General features: G+C 45.2%; 22 protein-coding genes. 13 read left to right on the top strand and 9 right to left on the bottom strand.

Annotated elements, in window-relative coordinates; translation table 11 throughout:
- The first annotated feature begins 669 nt into the window (after positions 1-669).
- The gene (gene topA / locus QUA97_RS04740; RefSeq protein ID WP_333193477.1) at positions 670-3,387 is read left to right on the top strand and encodes a type I DNA topoisomerase; all 2,718 of its coding nucleotides are present in this window, start codon (positions 670-672) and stop codon (positions 3,385-3,387) included.
- Positions 3,388-3,559: 172 nt separating this feature from the next.
- Here the strand turns inward: topA and QUA97_RS04735 are convergent, their stop codons facing one another.
- From QUA97_RS04735 to QUA97_RS04725, 3 genes are all read right to left on the bottom strand, one after another.
- A complete protein-coding gene (locus tag QUA97_RS04735; RefSeq protein ID WP_194069371.1) occupies positions 3,560-3,907 on the bottom strand; it encodes a DUF5615 family PIN-like protein in 348 nt (115 codons plus the stop codon).
- A 4-nt stretch (positions 3,908-3,911) separates the two neighbouring features.
- A complete protein-coding gene (locus QUA97_RS04730; protein WP_194064322.1) occupies positions 3,912-4,271 on the bottom strand; it encodes a DUF433 domain-containing protein in 360 nt (119 codons plus the stop codon).
- A 62-nt stretch (positions 4,272-4,333) separates the two neighbouring features.
- The gene (locus QUA97_RS04725; RefSeq protein ID WP_333193470.1) at positions 4,334-4,696 is read right to left on the bottom strand and encodes a helix-turn-helix domain-containing protein; all 363 of its coding nucleotides are present in this window, start codon (positions 4,694-4,696) and stop codon (positions 4,334-4,336) included.
- 166 nt (positions 4,697-4,862) lie between these two features.
- Here QUA97_RS04725 and QUA97_RS04720 point away from each other — a divergent pair, with 166 nt between their 5' ends.
- From QUA97_RS04720 to QUA97_RS04700, 5 genes are all read left to right on the top strand, one after another.
- A complete protein-coding gene (locus QUA97_RS04720; protein WP_194069375.1) occupies positions 4,863-5,183 on the top strand; it encodes a hypothetical protein in 321 nt (106 codons plus the stop codon).
- A gap of 60 nt (positions 5,184-5,243) precedes the next feature.
- The gene (locus tag QUA97_RS04715; RefSeq protein WP_194069377.1) at positions 5,244-5,405 is read left to right on the top strand and encodes a hypothetical protein; all 162 of its coding nucleotides are present in this window, start codon (positions 5,244-5,246) and stop codon (positions 5,403-5,405) included.
- 139 nt (positions 5,406-5,544) lie between these two features.
- A complete protein-coding gene (locus QUA97_RS04710; protein WP_194069379.1) occupies positions 5,545-5,922 on the top strand; it encodes a hypothetical protein in 378 nt (125 codons plus the stop codon).
- A gap of 54 nt (positions 5,923-5,976) precedes the next feature.
- Positions 5,977-6,180: a hypothetical protein gene (locus tag QUA97_RS04705; protein WP_194069381.1), complete on the top strand. Its 204-nt coding sequence runs from the start codon at positions 5,977-5,979 to the stop codon at positions 6,178-6,180.
- A gap of 286 nt (positions 6,181-6,466) precedes the next feature.
- On the top strand, positions 6,467-6,715 hold the full coding sequence (locus QUA97_RS04700) for a DUF4926 domain-containing protein (protein WP_194069382.1): 249 nt from the start codon (positions 6,467-6,469) through the stop codon (positions 6,713-6,715).
- Positions 6,716-6,722: 7 nt separating this feature from the next.
- On the opposite strand, the gene QUA97_RS04695 is transcribed toward QUA97_RS04700, so the two are convergent.
- The gene (locus QUA97_RS04695; RefSeq protein WP_194069384.1) at positions 6,723-6,953 is read right to left on the bottom strand and encodes a hypothetical protein; all 231 of its coding nucleotides are present in this window, start codon (positions 6,951-6,953) and stop codon (positions 6,723-6,725) included.
- A 197-nt stretch (positions 6,954-7,150) separates the two neighbouring features.
- Here QUA97_RS04695 and QUA97_RS04690 point away from each other — a divergent pair, with 197 nt between their 5' ends.
- Both QUA97_RS04690 and QUA97_RS04685 read left to right on the top strand, forming a co-directional pair.
- Positions 7,151-8,155 (top strand): DNA cytosine methyltransferase, encoded by a 1,005-nt coding sequence (locus QUA97_RS04690; protein WP_333193463.1) that lies wholly within the window; start codon positions 7,151-7,153, stop codon positions 8,153-8,155.
- Positions 8,156-8,622: 467 nt separating this feature from the next.
- Positions 8,623-8,922, top strand: a complete 300-nt coding sequence (locus tag QUA97_RS04685) for a hypothetical protein (protein WP_333193461.1) — start codon at positions 8,623-8,625, stop codon at positions 8,920-8,922.
- Between the two features lie 32 nt (positions 8,923-8,954).
- Here QUA97_RS04685 and QUA97_RS04680 read toward each other — a convergent pair whose 3' ends face one another.
- The gene (locus tag QUA97_RS04680; RefSeq protein WP_333193597.1) at positions 8,955-9,386 is read right to left on the bottom strand and encodes a DUF5615 family PIN-like protein; all 432 of its coding nucleotides are present in this window, start codon (positions 9,384-9,386) and stop codon (positions 8,955-8,957) included.
- On the bottom strand, positions 9,387-9,590 hold the full coding sequence (locus QUA97_RS04675; RefSeq protein ID WP_194069388.1) for a hypothetical protein: 204 nt from the start codon (positions 9,588-9,590) through the stop codon (positions 9,387-9,389). It abuts the gene before it with no gap.
- Positions 9,591-10,061: 471 nt separating this feature from the next.
- Here QUA97_RS04675 and QUA97_RS04670 point away from each other — a divergent pair, with 471 nt between their 5' ends.
- Positions 10,062-12,539, top strand: coding sequence for a phosphoketolase family protein (locus tag QUA97_RS04670; RefSeq protein WP_333193459.1), 2,478 nt, complete (start codon positions 10,062-10,064; stop codon positions 12,537-12,539).
- Between the two features lie 79 nt (positions 12,540-12,618).
- Here QUA97_RS04670 and QUA97_RS04665 read toward each other — a convergent pair whose 3' ends face one another.
- On the bottom strand, positions 12,619-12,942 hold the full coding sequence (locus QUA97_RS04665) for a DUF5615 family PIN-like protein (RefSeq protein WP_194069392.1): 324 nt from the start codon (positions 12,940-12,942) through the stop codon (positions 12,619-12,621).
- Positions 12,939-13,166: a DUF433 domain-containing protein gene (locus tag QUA97_RS04660; RefSeq protein ID WP_333193455.1), complete on the bottom strand. Its 228-nt coding sequence runs from the start codon at positions 13,164-13,166 to the stop codon at positions 12,939-12,941. Before QUA97_RS04660 ends, QUA97_RS04665 begins: the two co-directional genes overlap by 4 nt.
- Positions 13,167-13,262: 96 nt before the next feature.
- Between QUA97_RS04660 and QUA97_RS04655 the strand changes: the two genes are divergently transcribed.
- The 3 genes from QUA97_RS04655 to QUA97_RS04645 all read left to right on the top strand — a co-directional run bounded on the left by QUA97_RS04655 (position 13,263) and on the right by QUA97_RS04645 (position 15,772).
- Positions 13,263-14,342, top strand: coding sequence for an AAA family ATPase (locus tag QUA97_RS04655; RefSeq protein ID WP_333193452.1), 1,080 nt, complete (start codon positions 13,263-13,265; stop codon positions 14,340-14,342).
- A complete protein-coding gene (locus QUA97_RS04650; protein WP_333193450.1) occupies positions 14,335-15,021 on the top strand; it encodes a DUF3226 domain-containing protein in 687 nt (228 codons plus the stop codon). The genes QUA97_RS04655 and QUA97_RS04650 overlap by 8 nt, the downstream gene beginning before the upstream one ends.
- Before the next feature lie 112 nt (positions 15,022-15,133).
- Positions 15,134-15,772, top strand: coding sequence for a histidine phosphatase family protein (locus tag QUA97_RS04645; RefSeq protein WP_194069396.1), 639 nt, complete (start codon positions 15,134-15,136; stop codon positions 15,770-15,772).
- A 43-nt stretch (positions 15,773-15,815) separates the two neighbouring features.
- Here QUA97_RS04645 and psaK read toward each other — a convergent pair whose 3' ends face one another.
- Positions 15,816-16,076, bottom strand: coding sequence for a photosystem I reaction center subunit PsaK (gene psaK / locus QUA97_RS04640; protein ID WP_194069397.1), 261 nt, complete (start codon positions 16,074-16,076; stop codon positions 15,816-15,818).
- A gap of 281 nt (positions 16,077-16,357) precedes the next feature.
- Here psaK and QUA97_RS04635 point away from each other — a divergent pair, with 281 nt between their 5' ends.
- Entirely contained in the window at positions 16,358-17,572 is a 1,215-nt protein-coding gene (locus QUA97_RS04635) for an acetate kinase (RefSeq protein ID WP_333193445.1), read from the top strand.
- Positions 17,573-17,662: the final 90 nt, after the last annotated feature.

The raw sequence follows: 17,662 nt of genomic DNA, 5'->3' as shown, positions 1-17,662 counted from the left end.
TGACCGTCTATTTTAATGTTGCATCTGTGTATATGTGCCTCACATCTGCGGTTGAATTATCAATCGAAAATTTACGCAAATTTGTAAGGCGTTCCCAAAATCGGATCAAAAATTAGTCCCACAATATCTAATGTTAGCTGGCGAGTGCGATCGCCAATCGGTCAAATAGTCGATCGCGCTTCTAGTCGGGAGCATCTCATATTTGTAAAAAGACTTCTTTTGACTCCTTCTTTCTTCCTCTTTCCTCCTGTCTCCTGTCTCCTGCCTCCTACCTCCAATTTCTAGCTTGGCTGCAAAAGTGAGATGCTCCCTTCTAGTCTTTTTGCAGGGAAACCATCAAATCTATCCCAATCTAAAATCTAAAACTTAAAATCTAAAATTGAGGAACCATCCGCCCGCATCCAACAGTCTCAGCATCCAGTTACCTGCAATTCTGCTACAGTCAGTCATGACATCCCCGTGCATCTTCCAGAGACAAGGGTTTCCAGCCTCTGCGCCGACAGCAGTAAAATCCCATCAGCTTGTCACCTGGAACCCGATCGGCAGTAACTTAAAAATTAAGGTAGTTTGAAAATAACCCCCTAAAGTACCCATAGGCCTTGACATCCGACCTACACTCTGTAAATTAGACACTCTAACTGCGCCGCCATCCATATATAAAAAGATGCCATGTCAACTTTAGTCATCGTCGAATCTCCCACCAAAGCCCGTACCATTCGCAACTTCCTGCCCTCCACCTACCGGGTAGAGGCATCTATGGGCCACGTCCGCGACCTCCCATCCTCCGCCGAAGAAATACCAGAAGCCGTTAAAGGAGAAAAATGGGCGCAACTAGGCGTCAACGTGGAGGCAGACTTTGAACCGCTTTACGTCATCCCGAAAGATAAAAAGAAAATTGTTAAAGAACTCAAAGACGCCCTCAAAGACGCCACAGAACTGATTCTAGCCACTGACGAAGACCGAGAAGGCGAAAGCATTTCCTGGCATTTGCTGCAAATCCTCAAACCCAAAGTCCCCATCAAGCGGATGGTGTTTCACGAAATCACCCGCGAAGCCATCCGCGATGCCCTCACCCACTGCCGCGATATCGACAATCGAGTGGTACAGGCCCAGGAAACTCGCCGAATTCTCGACAGACTCGTCGGCTACACCCTCTCTCCGCTACTGTGGAAAAAAATCGCCTGGGGTTTGTCCGCAGGGCGAGTCCAGTCAGTCGCAGTCAGGCTGTTGGTACGCCGGGAACGGGAACGCCGCGCCTTCCGCCAAGGTAGCTACTGGGATTTGAAAGCCGTTTTGGAAAAGGGCAAAATTTCCTTCGATGCCAAACTCGTCACAGTCGGGAACGTGAAAGTTGCCAACGGTAGCGATTTTGATGAAAATACCGGACAAATTATCGCAGGTCGCCGCGTACTTTTGCTCAACGAAGACCAAGCCAGGGCTTTACTCTCGCGCATTCAAAACAAACCCTGGACTGTCGGGAATATCGAAGAACGTCCTGTCACCCGCAAACCCTCGCCGCCGTTTACGACCTCGACTTTGCAGCAGGAGGCTAACCGCAAGCTGAGGCTGGGTGCGCGGGAAACCATGCGAATTGCCCAAAGTCTCTACGAACGCGGTTTTATCACCTATATGCGGACGGATTCGGTGCATTTATCCGAACAGGCGATTACGGCCGCCCGCAGTTGTGTGCAAGAACTTTACGGCAGCGAATATCTCAGCCCCCAACCGCGCAAATACACGACGAAAAGCAAAGGCGCCCAGGAAGCCCACGAAGCTATCCGCCCGGCCGGCAGCACTTTTCGGACTCCGCAGCAAACAGGATTGGATGGCGTGGACTTCCGCCTCTACGATTTAATTTGGAAGCGGACAGTCGCTTCTCAAATGGCCGATTCCCGCCAAACTCACGTCACGCTACAAACTCAGGTAGAGGATGCCGGTTTCCGTTCCAGCGGGAAACGCATTGATTTTCCCGGCTTTTTGCGCGCCTACGTCGAAGGTTCCGACGACCCAGATGCGGCTTTGGAAGACCAAGAGGTGATTTTGCCGGCGCTGAAGGTGGGGGATAAACCTAATTGCAAGGATTTGCAGGCTGTGGGGCACGAAACTCAACCTCCCGCCCGCTATACGGAGGCTTCGCTGGTGAAGATGCTAGAAAGCGAGGGGGTTGGCCGTCCGAGTACCTATGCGAGTATTATCGGTACAATTGTCGATCGGGGTTACGCGAAATTAATAGCTAACGCCCTGATTCCGACCTTCACTGCTTTCGCCGTCACTACTTTATTAGAAACGCATTTCCCCGACTTAGTAGACACGGGTTTTACTTCGCGCATGGAACAAACCCTCGATGAAATTGCCACCGGCGAGGCGAAATGGCTGCCGTATTTGCAAAAGTTTTATACAGGGGAAATGGGACTCGCTACCCAAGTTAAGGAACAGGAAAGTCAGATTGACGCGAAAGTTGCCCGAACTGTGGTATTGGAGAATATTGCGGCGAAAGTTTGCATCGGCAAATACGGTGCTTACCTGGAAGCTGAAAGCGCAGAAGGCCAGGTGAAAGCATCGATTCCGCAAGATTTGACTCCGGCTGATTTAGACCCGGAAAAAGTGGAGTTTCTGTTAAAGCAAAAGACGGAAGGCCCGGAAAAATTGGGTCTTCACCCGGACACTGGGGAACCGATTTATGTGCTGATTGGCAATTACGGCCCCTATGTTCAGTTGGGGGATGTTTCGGAAACGAATAAGAAACCGAAGCGTTCTTCTTTACCGAAGGGGACTGATAAGGATAGCGTGACGGTTGATATGGCGGTGAGTTTGTTGACTTTACCTCGGTTGTTGGGGACTCACCCGGAGACGGGGGCGAAGGTGCAGGCTAATTTGGGGATGTACGGGCCTTATGTTGTGCACGACCAGGGTAAGGTTGGTAAGGATTATCGATCGATCAAGCCGCCGGATGATGTTTTGACGATCGAGCTCGATCGGGCATTAGAGTTATTATCGCAGCCGAAAGCCGTGCGTGGCAGCAAATCAGCGACACCTTTGAAGGAATTGGGGGCGCATCCAGAGTCGGGAGAACCCCTGAATGTTTACGATGGCCGCTACGGCCCCTACGTGAAACACGGGGATATCAATGCTTCTTTGGCTAAGGATGAATCTGTGGAGAATTTCACCTTACAAAGAGCACTGGAATTATTAGCAGCGAAGGAAGCTGCGGGCGGCGGCAAATCTAGCAAGTCGAAGAAGTCTAGTAAGACTGCGGCGAAGTCGGAAACTGCAACTGAGAAGACTGCGGCGAAGAAAACGACTGCTAAGAAGACGACGACTGCGGCGAAGAAAACCACGACTAAGAAGGCTGCGACTGCGACTGCGACTAAGAAGAAGACAACTTGAGTTTAGTGTAGTTTTCACTCATCGAGAAACCCGGACGGTGTAGGGGCGGTGCCCCCGTGCCCGCCCGGTTTTTTTGTTGGTAAAATACTGCAAAAATTTAGGTTTGTAGTCAGGACTTAAGTCCTTAAAATTGGGTTTGAATATAGAATTGCATAAGGTCTACTGAATGCAATTAAGATATAGACGGTGGCCCGGAACGATAGACTCGAATCACTTTTCCCGTCAATATCTGAGCAATAGATATCGCATCATTAATATTAGCAGTCAGTCTAGCAATATCGTCATCTCGCGTGCAGGCAATAATACCAGAGTGGTCAGGTTGGAGCTTGTGCAGTTGAAAGAAATCGCGCCGGTTGACGGTCAAAACAGCCCGATTTTCAACGATCGCAAATGCTAATACATCCTCATCAGGTAGTCCAGCATTTCCTGCTTCTTGAACAGTCAGGACATCATGCCCCAAAGAGCGTAGATTTTGCACGACTTGCCGGGGAAAGTGTTCGTCTGCATAGATACGCGCCATAGGTTTATTCGATATTTTCAGGTGTATCTAATATTTCGTCTGCCTCGTCTTGCAGTCTAATTGCTTCCTCAATTTCGTCAGGGTAAGCTTCAGCATAAGCCCAAACATTTACTAAATCAGCAGCACTCAGATGGGGATAGCAATCTAGGATAAAAGCATCCGTAGCGCCGTCATTGCGATAGCTGGCGAGTAACCAAACGGGAATGCGAGTTTTGTCTATACAAGCGTCGCCACCCATCACGCCAAGAGTTTTTGTAATCGGGCGACCGCTGTTTTTCAAACTCTGGGTTAAGATGCTGATAGCCTCAGCTTTGTCGATCGGCGTTAAGGCCAAGAGTTGCGCTTCTAATTCTGGGATTGTCATATAAATTTTGGGATTTATGAATTATGTAGCCATTTGATATTGTAGGGCGATATCCCTATTAGTTAGGTTTCTTGCAAAACGTTGTGAATCAATTCTGCTGCTAGCTCTAGCTGATCGCGGTGAGTCAGGGCATCCATGTCAACGGTGACGACTGAGCGGCGGTTGGGTGCGGGTGCGGCTGGGGGTGCGGCGGCGGGCAATTCCAGGGTTTCGTAGAAATAATCGATCGGTTTTTTGTACACGGCGGCGAAGGCGGGTAGCTCCCTCTCGGCGTCTACTTTGCGCTTGCCGTGTTCGATACACGAGATGGCTTGTTGGCTCAGGGTTATCCCGTAGCGCAGCTCTAACTGCTCAATAACTTGCTCTTGGGTTAATCCGAGTGCTTCGCGGGTAGCCTTGAGGCGCTTGCCAAGGGAGAACGCCATATCAGGAAATCATGTAAAGGACAAGGAAATCCTATATTTTTCCTTAAGAAACCTCTATCCGATAAATCACTAGCTATACGATAATCATGTAAATCAAGATTCCGATGGGTTCTACCCACTCAGAAGACTTGCGGACAAACCAGAAACCTTGTGTAGGAGAAGTGAAATGAACGAAATAGTTGAAAAAGCTCAACAGGCAATTGCTACACCCGAAGTGCAAGAGATGTTGAAGAAGTTATCTGAATATGGTTTAGGTGTGTTTATGCCACATATGCACGATCCAGAAACAGGTGACTTTGCCCCGCTTCCTTCAGGGATAGTAGCCGTAGAGGATAATCTACAAGTATCTTTTCATCATGCTTCTGAACCAGAAGTTTCTAACGCTAGACCTGTTGGTTGGGTTTGGGATAATTCTTCTCAAGCAGCTATGGTTTGTACTTATTGTATTGAGTTTAGCGGACGACATAGTAAAAACAAGCATACTTAGGATTCGATACCTGCTTTATTTTCTATTGATTAGTCAGCCGACAATTACAGGATCTACATCATGGCAAATGAGAAACCCCCGGACATCAGAGACCCCAATGCTTTTGAAGCAAAAGATGGAAAAAAATGCCCTTCGTGTGGCGGAACAGGAAAAATAAAGCCTGAAAAAGCTGTTAGAGAGGCCGTTTGCCAAAAGTGTAATGGCAAGGGGTACTATATCTAAACGATTTTTGTTGATTGAGTACAGTGTGAGATAAGTCCAGTTTTATCTCACTCTATGCCTGAAAAGGTAGAAAACAGTTGTTATTATCAAATATTTTTGGTTTAACAACGTAAGGTCTATTATTCCACAGGAGTTGACTATGAAATTTTCCGCTGACCGTACAGAGAAAAAAGGACCTTTGGGAGGAGCTTACTACGAAACATATATCAAAATAACTTTGACACCAGAAGAGGAAAATATTGCCCACAAACAAGGCATTATGAGAACGATAATTTTCGGAGGTAGCAGTTCTGATGACCCTGAAACAATAGAGGCGATGCGTCTTTGTGGTCGGTTACAAATAAGAATGGGAGATTTAATCGAAGGGATTACTGTTAAAGTTGGTAGCGGTCAAGAACTGGGAAGGCTTGCAGGGTTTGAAGATTTGATAAAACAGCGTTGTAAAAACTTCAAGTCCAACCTTGAAGCAGATCAGTTTTTTGGCTCTGGCGGGTCTAAAGACGAAGAGGAGTTATAGGCTCGGATCGTGGAGTAATTTGTTCTGAGTTTTGTTTAGAAATGGAGAGATAAAATGTCAAACAAGCCAATGAAAGACGATCGCACTGAGAATCGTGCGTCAGCAAAAGATAAAGTAGAGCAAGTGGTTACAAAACTCAAGCTAACTAAAAATGAGCGAAGAGAGCTACATGAACGCTTAGAAGACTACATGAGCTACGAGGAAATACTGGAACTTGCAAAAAGTATGTTCCAACAACAGTCAGAAGGCCGTTGGTAAATAATGAAGGGATAAAAAAGCATCGCCTTTTTTTCAATCCCGGACAAAAGGGCGATCGCACTTTTTTCAACATCTCGATGAAAGTGCGATCGCTCTTTTTTACAAATTTTGCACTTACTCAGTATTAATTTCAGTTAAATCAGTCAGTTTTATATCATTTGTGCGTTCGATCGCACCACCCACCCTATCTCTGACCTCGCGCTGGTCTAAAATCTCCTCAGTCGCCAAAAAGGCCATATGTGCGATCGATCATTCGTGACCCTCAAACCTCTTAAGGAGAATTGATATGACCCTAGAGCTATATCAGGAAGTTGCTTTAACCCGTGACTTACCAGAATATCAACTCAGAGCAGGAGATATTGCAACATTGGTTGATTTTGTTGCTCATCCTAGTGGTGGTGAAGAGGGCTGTCTGTTGGAAGTATTTAATGCTGTTGGTGAGTCTCTTGCAGTCATAGCAGTCCCAATCTCTGCTGTAGAAGTTCTACGCCCTGATGAAATCTTAACAGTTCGTTCTTTGGCACAAGCAGGTTAATATTCATTCAAATGTGGGGTTTAAGCGTCTTCACTCGCAGCAAAATATTTTGACCATTGTTGAGTGTGCGGATTAAACAACTTAATGCGCGTTTGCGCGATCGCACAAACCCCCAATCAATAACCTCGCGTGTAAAATCTCCCCAGCCACCAAAAAAGCGATACGGGCGATCGGCTTTCACGACAAAACTGCCACAATCCAGAATTAGAAAGCGTACAATACCGGAAATCGCCCACACTGAAAATTTTTAATAATTTTATTCCGTAAAAGTTGACACAGATCCAAACCATGAATTATATTAGACCTATGGATGCAGCAGACACGATCTAATCATTACATCCCGTTACCAACGAGGGTCGAGGAATTCCGGTAAAGACGTTCTGAATACCAAAATATAAATTTTGGCGAAGGCTCCTTAAGGAGTCTTTGTTATTTATGGAAACTAAACCAAAAAATCTTACAGTTGTAGATCTTTTTTCAGGCTGTGGTGGGTTGTCACTCGGAATTCAAAACGCTGGTTTTGATGTGATTGCAGGTTTTGACAACTGGGAGTTAGCTATTAATGTTTATCAGCAAAACTTTAAACACCAAGCATTTTTGATTGACCTGAGCAATCTTCAAGGCCAGTTTGACATTATTAAAAGGTTTAATCCAGACATCATAGCTGGAGGCCCACCCTGTCAAGATTTTTCGAGTGCGGGAAAAAGAGATGAAAATCTAGGTAGAGCAGATTTAACTATTTCTTTTGCTGAGATTGTTGCGTTTGTCAAGCCGAGATTTTTTATCATGGAAAATGTAGATAGATTTGTAAAAAGCACGAAATATCAAGAAGCTAAAAAAATATTTCAATCTGCTAACTACGGTCTCAGTGAAAAAATACTTCGGGCTAGTTTATGTGGTGTTCCGCAAAGTAGAAAAAGATTTTTTTGGATCGGCGAACTTGATGGGGAATATAAAAAGATAGAGCCTTATTTGGAAAATAATCTGGCAAGTGAACCTATGACTATCAGGCAATATTTTAATAGTATAGGTAAGGCTTTAAATGTCGATCATTATTACAGACATCCGAGAAGTTATCAAAGGCGTGGCGTGTTTAGTGTTGACGAGCCTAGCCCAACAGTTAGAGGAGTTAACAGACCGATTTCCAAGACTTATCAACCTCATCCGGGTGATTCAGCTTTGGTCTCATCAAATGTACGTCCTTTAACTACTATTGAAAGAAGTTATCTACAAACTTTTCCCGATAATTTTTTATTTCAAGGTTCTAAAACCGCTCTCGAACAGTTAATTGGTAATGCTGTGCCTGTTAAACTTGCTGAGTATGTCGCTCGTTGTCTTGCTCGGTATATTGAAGATTCTGATGTTAATGTTTCTCTGGAAGATGTAAGACTCGAACAAGTGGATAAAAGCTTTATTCAACTGTCTTTAATAGATGTTTAAATGTATAGTATTGAGTTCAGATGTTAATTCGGGAATCTAACAATTTAAATGCAGCGGACGGATTAGATATCCTAGTGTTGAGTTCAAGGCTATCTGTTGCTGATTTGAGCTTAAATTAGTAAAATTTCCACTCATACATAAACCGGGTTTATTAAAAAATGCCGAGTTTATTGATTGATAAAACACTAAATTTACTTACCAAAATAGGTTCGAGCGTTAGGATTTCATTGCTTTAAATTATCTGATTTTTTGTCATAAATATTGGGGCGGTTCGATCGCACGCCCCGACATTTTTGAGGCCTATCAACTCAAACCCTTGTCAAGCCTAGCTTTTGGGCTGGCTTGTCACCAGCCGGCAAAATCAGCCTATTTACTTATTGACAATTCCTCTTCTCTATTAAATTGTCAGGGATATAACATAAAAGTTAAAAAATGTATCAAAAACAACAGAAAGTACCAAATGTTTTATGTACGGCCCTACAATAGAGAAACGAAACAAGAAAAGAGGCGCGATCGCTATGAGTATGAATGAAGACCTGGATTGGGAAGAAGCATTTGAGTACAGAGCGGGCTTGACAGTGGAGTTGAAGTCGCAGCCAGGGGTTTTGCATACGATCGCTTACTATGAAGTGATGATGGTACCGCCCATCTGGTTAGAAAATGACCCCCGTCCCCGGTATCCTCACGAACTGCTAGTCGTTTCGCAGCAGCCAAGTGTGTCCAATAGTTGCCAAATTTCACAGTGTCCTGTTTTAGTCGCGTCTTAGATTTTTTCAGCGGGAAATATCGGCGATGGCTTTTAGCAAACAATCAAACCGATGCAGTAATTTTCGGATTGACATTGCTTTAATTTACTTTGGGGCGATCGGCTTAAGATATAGATGGCGGCGACTGTGCGATCGACTCGAATCAATTTTCCCCTCAGAGTCTCAGCAGTAGATATCGCATCATTCATATTAGCAGTCTGTCTAGCAATACCGTTATTTCGCGTGGAGGGAACAATACCGCAGCGCTTAGGTTCCAGCTTGTGCAATTGAAATAAATCGCGCCGGTTGACAATCAAAACAGCCCGATTTTCAACGATCGCAAATGCGCTAATACATCCTCGATCGAATATTCTAGCGTTTCCTGCTTGTCGAACAGTCACGACATCGGGTTCAAAAGAACGCAGGTTATGCGCGACTTGTCGGGGAAAGTCTTCGCCTGCATAGAATAGATACGCGCCATAGATTTATGGAATATTTTTAGGTATATCTAAGATTTCGTCAGCCTCATCTTGCAGCCTGATTGCTTCCTCAATGTCGTCAGGGTAAGCTTCAGCATAAGCCGAAACATTTACTAAATCAGCAGCACTGAGATGGGGATAGCAATCTACGATATAGCCTTTTTCAAACAGGTGAGGAGTTGAGAAAGGCGATAATTCTGGGACTGTCACAGAGCTTATTTAATTTATGAATTTAAAAAATGAATTGAGCGCGTGCGATCGCCCTCCATAACTTTTTACATTGATTATTTAAATTTATTATTAATAATTTTGACCTCTACCTGAAGCAGAATTTTTCACGACTTGCACGGCACAGCCGGCGACGCACAGTATATAGCGATCGACCCGCAGCCCGCGCCCTACAAAAACTCTTGCATAATTCCTATTTTCTATTGCATAATTCCTTGAGCCCTCGCTAGTTGCCGCCTTTCTTCCGTTAAAATAGCGCGATGTTTAGTAAAAAATTAAGATTCATTTAAACTTTGATACAGACAAAAACGATATACAATTCAATTGTTTGTGACAAAAATAGGGAATAAAAATAGCAAATATGACCGATCGCAAAATATGACCGATCGCACTTGCCAAAAAACTTCCCAAACATTTTTTTCCAAACAACCAAAACTCAGGAGTCAATAGCCGATGACGTTAGGAACGACCGAAATCCCCCAATTAAAACCGCTTTCCGACTCAGAACTACATAAAATTAACGCCTACTGGCGGGCCGCAAATTATCTATCCGTCGGACAAATCTATCTTCTCGACAACCCGCTACTCAAAGAACAACTCAAACTCGAACACGTCAAACCCAGACTCCTCGGACATTGGGGGACAACTCCAGGCCTCAACTTCATCTACGTTCACCTCAACCGCATCATCAAAGCCCAAGACATCAACGCCATCTACATCGCAGGCCCCGGACACGGCGGGCCCGGCTTGGTGGCCAATACCTATCTCGAAGGCACCTATAGCGAATATTACTCGAACATTTCTGAAGACGAAGAAGGGATGAAACGGCTGTTCAAACAGTTCTCGTTTCCCGGCGGTATCCCCAGCCACGTCGCGCCGGAAACTCCCGGTTCGATTCACGAAGGCGGCGAACTCGGCTACGCCCTCGTCCACGCCTACGGGGCGGCCTTCGATAACCCAGATTTAATCGTGGCGGCTGTTGTCGGCGACGGGGAAGCAGAAACGGGCCCACTGGCTGCTAGCTGGCATTCTAACAAGTTTCTCAATCCGGTTCGGGACGGGGCCGTGTTGCCGATTTTGCACCTCAACGGCTACAAAATTGCCAATCCGACGGTGTTGGCCCGCATTCCGCAGGAGGAATTGGAAAGTTTGATGGTTGGTTACGGCTACAAACCTTATTGGGTGGAAGGTTCAGATCCGGAAACGATGCACCAGTTGATGGCTGCAACTATGGATGCGGCGATCGGCGAAATTAAGGCGATTCAGGAAAAAGCCCGGACTGAAGGTTATTCGGGCCGCCCGCAGTGGCCGATGATTGTGATGAAGACTCCCAAGGGCTGGACTGGGCCGAAGGAGGTTGACGGGAAGAAAACTGAGGGCTCTTGGCGATCGCACCAAGTACCGTTAGCAGAAATGGCTTCTAAGCCCGGACACGTCCAACTCCTGGAAGATTGGATGAAAAGCTACAAGCCCGAAGAACTCTTTGACGATCAGGGTAAACTGATTGCAGAATTGGCGGAACTTGCACCCAAGGGCGATCGACGGATGGGGGCAAATCCCCACGCTAACGGCGGCAAGCTGCTGCGAGACTTGAAAATGCCGGAATTTGCCGACTACGCCGTAGACGTGCAGAAACCCGGCACTGTGATGGGCGAAGCAACTCGCGTGACTGGGCGATTCCTGCGAGACGTGATGAAACTCAATCAGGAAAACGCTAATTTCCGAGTTGTCGGGCCGGACGAGACGGCCTCAAATCGCCTCGATCCGGTGTTTGAAGTGACGAGTCGGGAGTGGATGGCCCAAACTTTGCCGGAAGATGACCACCTCTTCACCCCCGACGGCCGCGTGATGGAAGTCCTCAGCGAACATCTTTGTCAGGGATGGCTGGAAGGTTATTTGCTGACAGGAAGGCACGGATTTTTCTCTTGCTACGAGGCGTTTATTCACATCATTGATTCGATGTTCAACCAACACGCTAAATGGTTGAAAACTACTCGCGATATTCCTTGGCGCAGACCGATCGCCTCTTTGAATTATTTGCTAACATCCCACGTTTGGCGACAAGACCACAACGGTTTTTCTCACCAAGATCCGGGTTTTATCGACCACGTAATTAACAAGAAAGCGGAAGTTGTGCGGATTTATTTGCCGCCTGATGCGAACACTTTGCTGTCAGTAACTGACCACTGTCTCCGCAGCCGCAATTACGTTAATGTGATTATTGCAGGGAAGCAGCCGGCTTTGCAGTATTTGGATATGGATGCTGCGATCAAACACTGTACGACTGGTCTCGGTATTTGGGAGTGGGCTAGCAACGATCGAGGTGGCGAACCTGATGTGGTGATGGCTTGCGCGGGCGATGTTCCGACGCTGGAAACTTTGGCGGCTGTTGACATTCTGCGCCGAGATTATCCTGAGTTAAAAGTGCGGGTGGTAAATGTGGTGGATTTGATGACGCTGCAGCCTACTAGCGAACATCCGCACGGTTTGTCCGATCGCGATTTTGATGCTTTGTTCACGAAGGATAAGCCTGTGATTTTTGCTTTTCACGGCTATCCTTGGCTGATTCACCGCTTGACTTACCGCCGGACTAATCACTCGAATATTCACGTTCGCGGTTACAAGGAAGAGGGTACGACTACTACGCCGTTTGATATGGTGGTGATGAACGATCTCGATCGCTTCCATTTAGTTGGTGATGTACTCGATCGGGTTGAAAAACTTAGTTCTGCTGCTGCTTACGGCAAGCAAGCTATCCGTGACAAGCTGATCGAGCACAGGCAGTATATCACCAAACACGGTGACGATATGCCGGAAATCCGCGACTGGAAGTGGCCGCATGGGGGCGCGGTTGCGTCGGATACGCCGAAGGAAACGAAAGATCCGACAACGACAGGAGATCAAAGCGTGCGATCGGGTGCACCTGGATAGCGATATTATGGTAGGGACACGGCAATTCCGTGTCCCTACAAAATTTTATATGTATGAGAATAGAAGGTTAAATAAAGCTTCAGCCAGCAATCTCAATTTCGAGGTATGCGCCCGGAAAAATAGTGTCGATCGCGTTCCGAATATTGTCTTGATGCTTTTGAATGCGCGGCCAAGAGGTGGACAGCAAAACCACAATAGCAATTTGTCGGTTTGTCAGGTTTTGTTGATAACGCAAGTTGCGATCGGTCGTGACCAGCAGATTATACCCATCGCGTTCGGCTGTGTCGAGCAGATCGCCATTCGCTAATGTTGACCATCCACGTTCATAAGCAGTATCTACTTTATGACCCAGTAGCGATCGGCGCAAGGGTACTGGCGTACCTTGGTCGAACAATATCTTCATACCTGTGTTATCTGCGTTATTGAGGCTAGGGCGCGATCGAGTAGCACCTCAACTTGGGCGCGAGTTACTCCCGGAAACCATTCGAGAAACTGGTCAATAGATGCTCCATCTTTAAGGTTCTCGAAAAAGGCGGCGACAGGTACGCGCGTTCCCCGAAATACCCATGCACCACTCACCTTGGTCGGATCGCGTTCAATGACTTCAAAAAGGTCTACATTCTGCATGACGTTTCTCTAGTATAATTAAAAGAATGTAAGATGTAAGTTAGCTTAACATAAATCGATTGCAATTTAGGATTTGTACATTCAAAAGAGGCGGCAATGCTTAAAGAAATAGAAATTCAAAATTTTCGGTGCTTTGAAAACACCAAAATTTCTGGGTTTGAAAGAGTAAATTTAATCGGCGGCAAAAACAATGCTGGCAAGACAGCCTTGTTAGAAGCATTGCTGCTCAATGACTCTCCGCAAGTTAAAAGTTTAGTAACGCTGAAAGCGCTGAGAAGGGAGCCTTCAAAAGTTATGGAAGCCATGCCTAATAGAGCTTGGGATAATTTATTTTATGTACTTGACAAAGAGAAAATTATAGTAATTTTAGGAAAACATGAGAGTAATAAAAATCATCGAATAGAAGTGTTAATAGATAAATCTGGCAATTTCAAAGATGTTTTTGCAGATAAAGATGCCGAGGAAATTATAGATTTTTTGTCGAGTAATGAGTCGGGTTTATCTGTACTAACTATTAAATTGACTAGAGAAAGTGGCGAATATACTCAATCCTCTGTTATCGCTAGTTCTAAGGGTGTAATAACTTCTGGCATTCCTACTGCTGACGGCTCATCGCCTATCATTCCATCGTTTATGAGGATTTCGGGTAAAAATCTTACAGAAGCATACGATCGAGCGCGTTTGGATGACAAAGATAGCGAAGTTTTGAAAGCTTTTCAAGTTCTAGATCCGGCGATAGAATCAGTAGAAAGTTTTTCAATTGGTGAACCGACGCTGTACTTGAAAAGAAAAGGCGAAAACCGTTTGCCTTTATCATTATTCGGAGATGCAATTAATCGGGTAGCAGACATTATTTTAAAATTGGTAAACAGTGAACACAAAATACTGTTGGTTGATGAAATAGAAAATGGCATTCACTATACTAATCAGCGAAATTTCTGGAGAATTTTGTTTAGGTTGGCTGTTGAATTCGATACCCAGATTTTTGCCACAACTCACAGCCTAGAAATGCTCGAAGCATTTGCTGATGTTGGTTTAGAACTCAATAAAGAATGCAGCAGCGCCTATTTTGAACTAGCAAAGCAACCGAAAACAAATCAAATCATCGGCATCAGACGCGATTTGGAAACTTTGAATTACGCATTAGAGCATCAAAAAGGAGTGAGAGGTGAGTAATATTATCATAGTAGAAAGTAAAAATGATGCAATTTTTATGAAAGCAATGGTTGAGCAAATAAACTGCGATATCCAGGTAGAACCACCTATTTTTATAGATGATTATGAAAGCTTGGAAGGTTTGAGCGAAACAAAGTTAATCACTACGTTAAAAGCTTTAGAAGCCGACCTGCAAAAAAGAGATATAAAAAAAATTGGGATTCTTATTGATATTGATAACGATTCAGAGCAAGAACGGTTGCAATTCGTAGATAGATGTATAAAAGAAGTGTTTGAATCTGGAACTTTGTCAAAAACCAAACAATTTATTGATATTTGTGGAGACAATGGAACAAATGCAAAATTGGCTTGTTACTTTACAAATGTTGGAGGTAAAGGCGAACTGGAAACACTTTTAAAGGAAATAAAGGCTAGAGATTCTCCTTATGCTGATTGTTTGGATAGCTGGAAAACTTGCATAGAAAGCCAGGTCAAGGAAATCAACCAGAAAGACTTTGATAAATTTTGGGTTAGCATCTATCTCAGGTATGATACTTGCTCAAATCAGGAACAGAAACAAGCTGGAAGAAAATGCAGTATGTCTGGGTTTGATTATGTTATGGAACACAAAAAAGATATTTGGGATTGGGATAATCCGGCTCTCAATGATTTGAAGGATTTTCTTAAACTCTTTTGCTAAGCTGATAAAATTCAAATACAATCAAGATCAAATCCGTAAGTATCGGAATTATTCATCTCTCTCTTCTCTGACTCTGCGCCCTCTGCGCCCTCTGTTGAAATAAGATATCTATATGAGTTTAAAAATTTACTTTCTACGACACGGTGAAACAACTTACAGCAAGACTGGCGGCTACTGCGGCGACCTCGACGCAGAATTAACACCGGAAGGTTCTATGATGGCAGAGCAATTTGCCGCAACTTATGCAAAATTGCCTTGGAATGCTGTTTATGTCAGCCCCATGAAACGCACAATTGCTACGGCTAAACCTCTGTGCGATGCTGTGGGAATTGAAATGCAACTGCGTGACGGATTGAAGGAAATTAAGTACGGCAAGTGGGAGGGTGAAACAGTTGAATCGGTTCGTGAAAAATATGCTGATGATTATATTAATTGGTTGACGGAACCGGCTTGGAATCCACCGACTGAGGGGGAAACTTCTGTGCAAATTGCTAGCCGATCGTCCTTAGTGATTGCAGAAATTCAGGAAAAGTACAAGAATGGTAATGTTTTGGTGGTTTCGCACAAGGCGACTATTCGGATTATTCTGTGCAGTTTGTTGGGGATTGATTTGGGAAGTTACCGCAATCGGATTGCCGCTTTAGCAGCTTCTGTGAGTATTGTCAAGTTTGATGTGCGCGGGCCGATGCTGGAGGTTTTGGGCGATCGCTCTTACATGGATGAAACTCTCCGCAATTTACCCGGTACTTGACATTGGCGGTAAGGTGCGGGGGCGCACCCTACATAGTCTCAAACTAAAGTGCGCCCAAGTAAGACAATCCTAAAATCGTACCTGTTCCCAGAATATGACCGAAGCAGAGACTTCCGATAAGTGCACCCAAGCTCAAACCGCCCACCAGATTCGCTGAGGGTGCGGCTGGGCCTGTGTGAGGATTTTTGATGGTTAAGCTGCCGAAAGCAATGGCTGCAACATTGCAAATAATCATAATTAAACCGATTTCGGGGCTCCACTCTACGGTTCTGGCGCTAACGGTTAGTAAAATTGTTGGCAACATGGCGATCGACTCCTTAATTTTTAGTCCATGAAAATCAGATGATGAAGATATATCAAACAACAGCAACCAGTGGCTACATCTTGAATTGATTTTTAATAATTTGACATATTCCTTAACAGAGTGATGGTTAGTGAATAGCTAACAATTAATACGCAGCCAGAAACCGGGTTTTTTAAGAAAATATTTGGTTCCAACGAGCAGAAAACGTAAAAACCCGGTTTCTGAGGTCGGAGTGCGTAAGCCCTGAATTCCCAATTCCCAATTCCCAATTCCCAATTCCCATGAAAATCCTAGTTTTAAATGCAGGTTCTAGCAGTCACAAAAGCTGCTTGTACGAACTAAATGACCAGCTTCCCGATCGCGCGCCGCAACCCCTCTGGGAAGCGCAAATAGACTGGACTCACCGCGAAAATGCCGGGGAGTTGCAAGTCAAAACTGCTGCGGGCAATAGGCTTGAGGAAGAATTCGCTTCAAATTCTCGCTCCCAGGCCATTGCTCGGATGCTGGAGACTCTGTGGCAGGGAAAAACTCAAGTTATTAATAGTTTAAAGGACATTGATATTGTCGGTCATCGCGTCGTTCACGGCGGGCCAAAATATCAGCAAAGCACGCTGATTTCGCCGGAAGTAAAAGAGGAAATTTCTCGTTTGGCTGAGTTTGCTCCCGTCCACAATCCGGTTAATTTGGAAGGCATCGAAGCAATCGAAAAAATACTGGGAAATGTGCCGCAAGTTGTTGTTTTTGATACGGCTTTTCACGCTCAATTGCCGCCCGCTGCGTTTGTTTATCCTGGCCCCTACGAATGGCTGGAAGAGGGGATTCGGCGCTACGGTTTTCACGGCATCAGCCATCAATATTGCACTCGCAGGGCTGCTGAAATTCTCAACCGCGATTTAGCTGATTTGCGGCTGATTAGCTGTCATTTGGGCAACGGATGCTCTCTGGCGGCGGTTCTCGGTGGTCGGAGTGTTGATACTACGATGGGTTTTACTCCTTTGGATGGTTTGATGATGGGAAGTCGATCGGGGGCGATCGATCCCGGTATCATAATTTATCTGTTAAGGCGATCGCACTTTACCGCTGAGGAACTAGATAATATTCTGAATCGAAATTCTGGTTTGAAGGGGATTTCCGGGGTTTCTAGCGATATGCGGCAAATTTTGGCAGCGATTAAAGATGGCAATTCTCGCGCTCAACTTGCTTTGGATATTTACGTGCACCGTTTGCGGGCTGGTATCGGGGCGATGTTGGCGAGTTTGGGCGGGTTGGATGCTTTGATTTTTACTGCGGGTGTTGGGGAAAATTCGGCGGTTGTGCGGGCTGCGGCTTGCGAAGTTTTTGGATTTATCGGGTTAAAATTGGATGGGGAGAAAAATTTAAATTCGCCGGTTGATGATGATATTGCGGCGGTTGATTCAGCGGTGCGGGTTTTGGTGATTCACACTCAGGAAGATTGGGAAATTGCGCGGGAATGTTGGGATATTTCTCGCGGATGATTCGGTTAAGCGATCGCCCTTTGAGGCTACTTCAACACAAGCGACCTCTTTTCTGGTGGGTAATAAATACAAAAGGGCGATCGCGACTTG

The sequence above is a fragment of the Microcoleus sp. CZ3-B2 genome (assembly GCF_036705055.1).
In the GTDB taxonomy this organism is placed as follows: domain Bacteria; phylum Cyanobacteriota; class Cyanobacteriia; order Cyanobacteriales; family Microcoleaceae; genus Microcoleus.
Note: the sequence above shows the minus strand (reverse complement) of the source record. Positions and strands in the feature narration are given on the sequence as shown.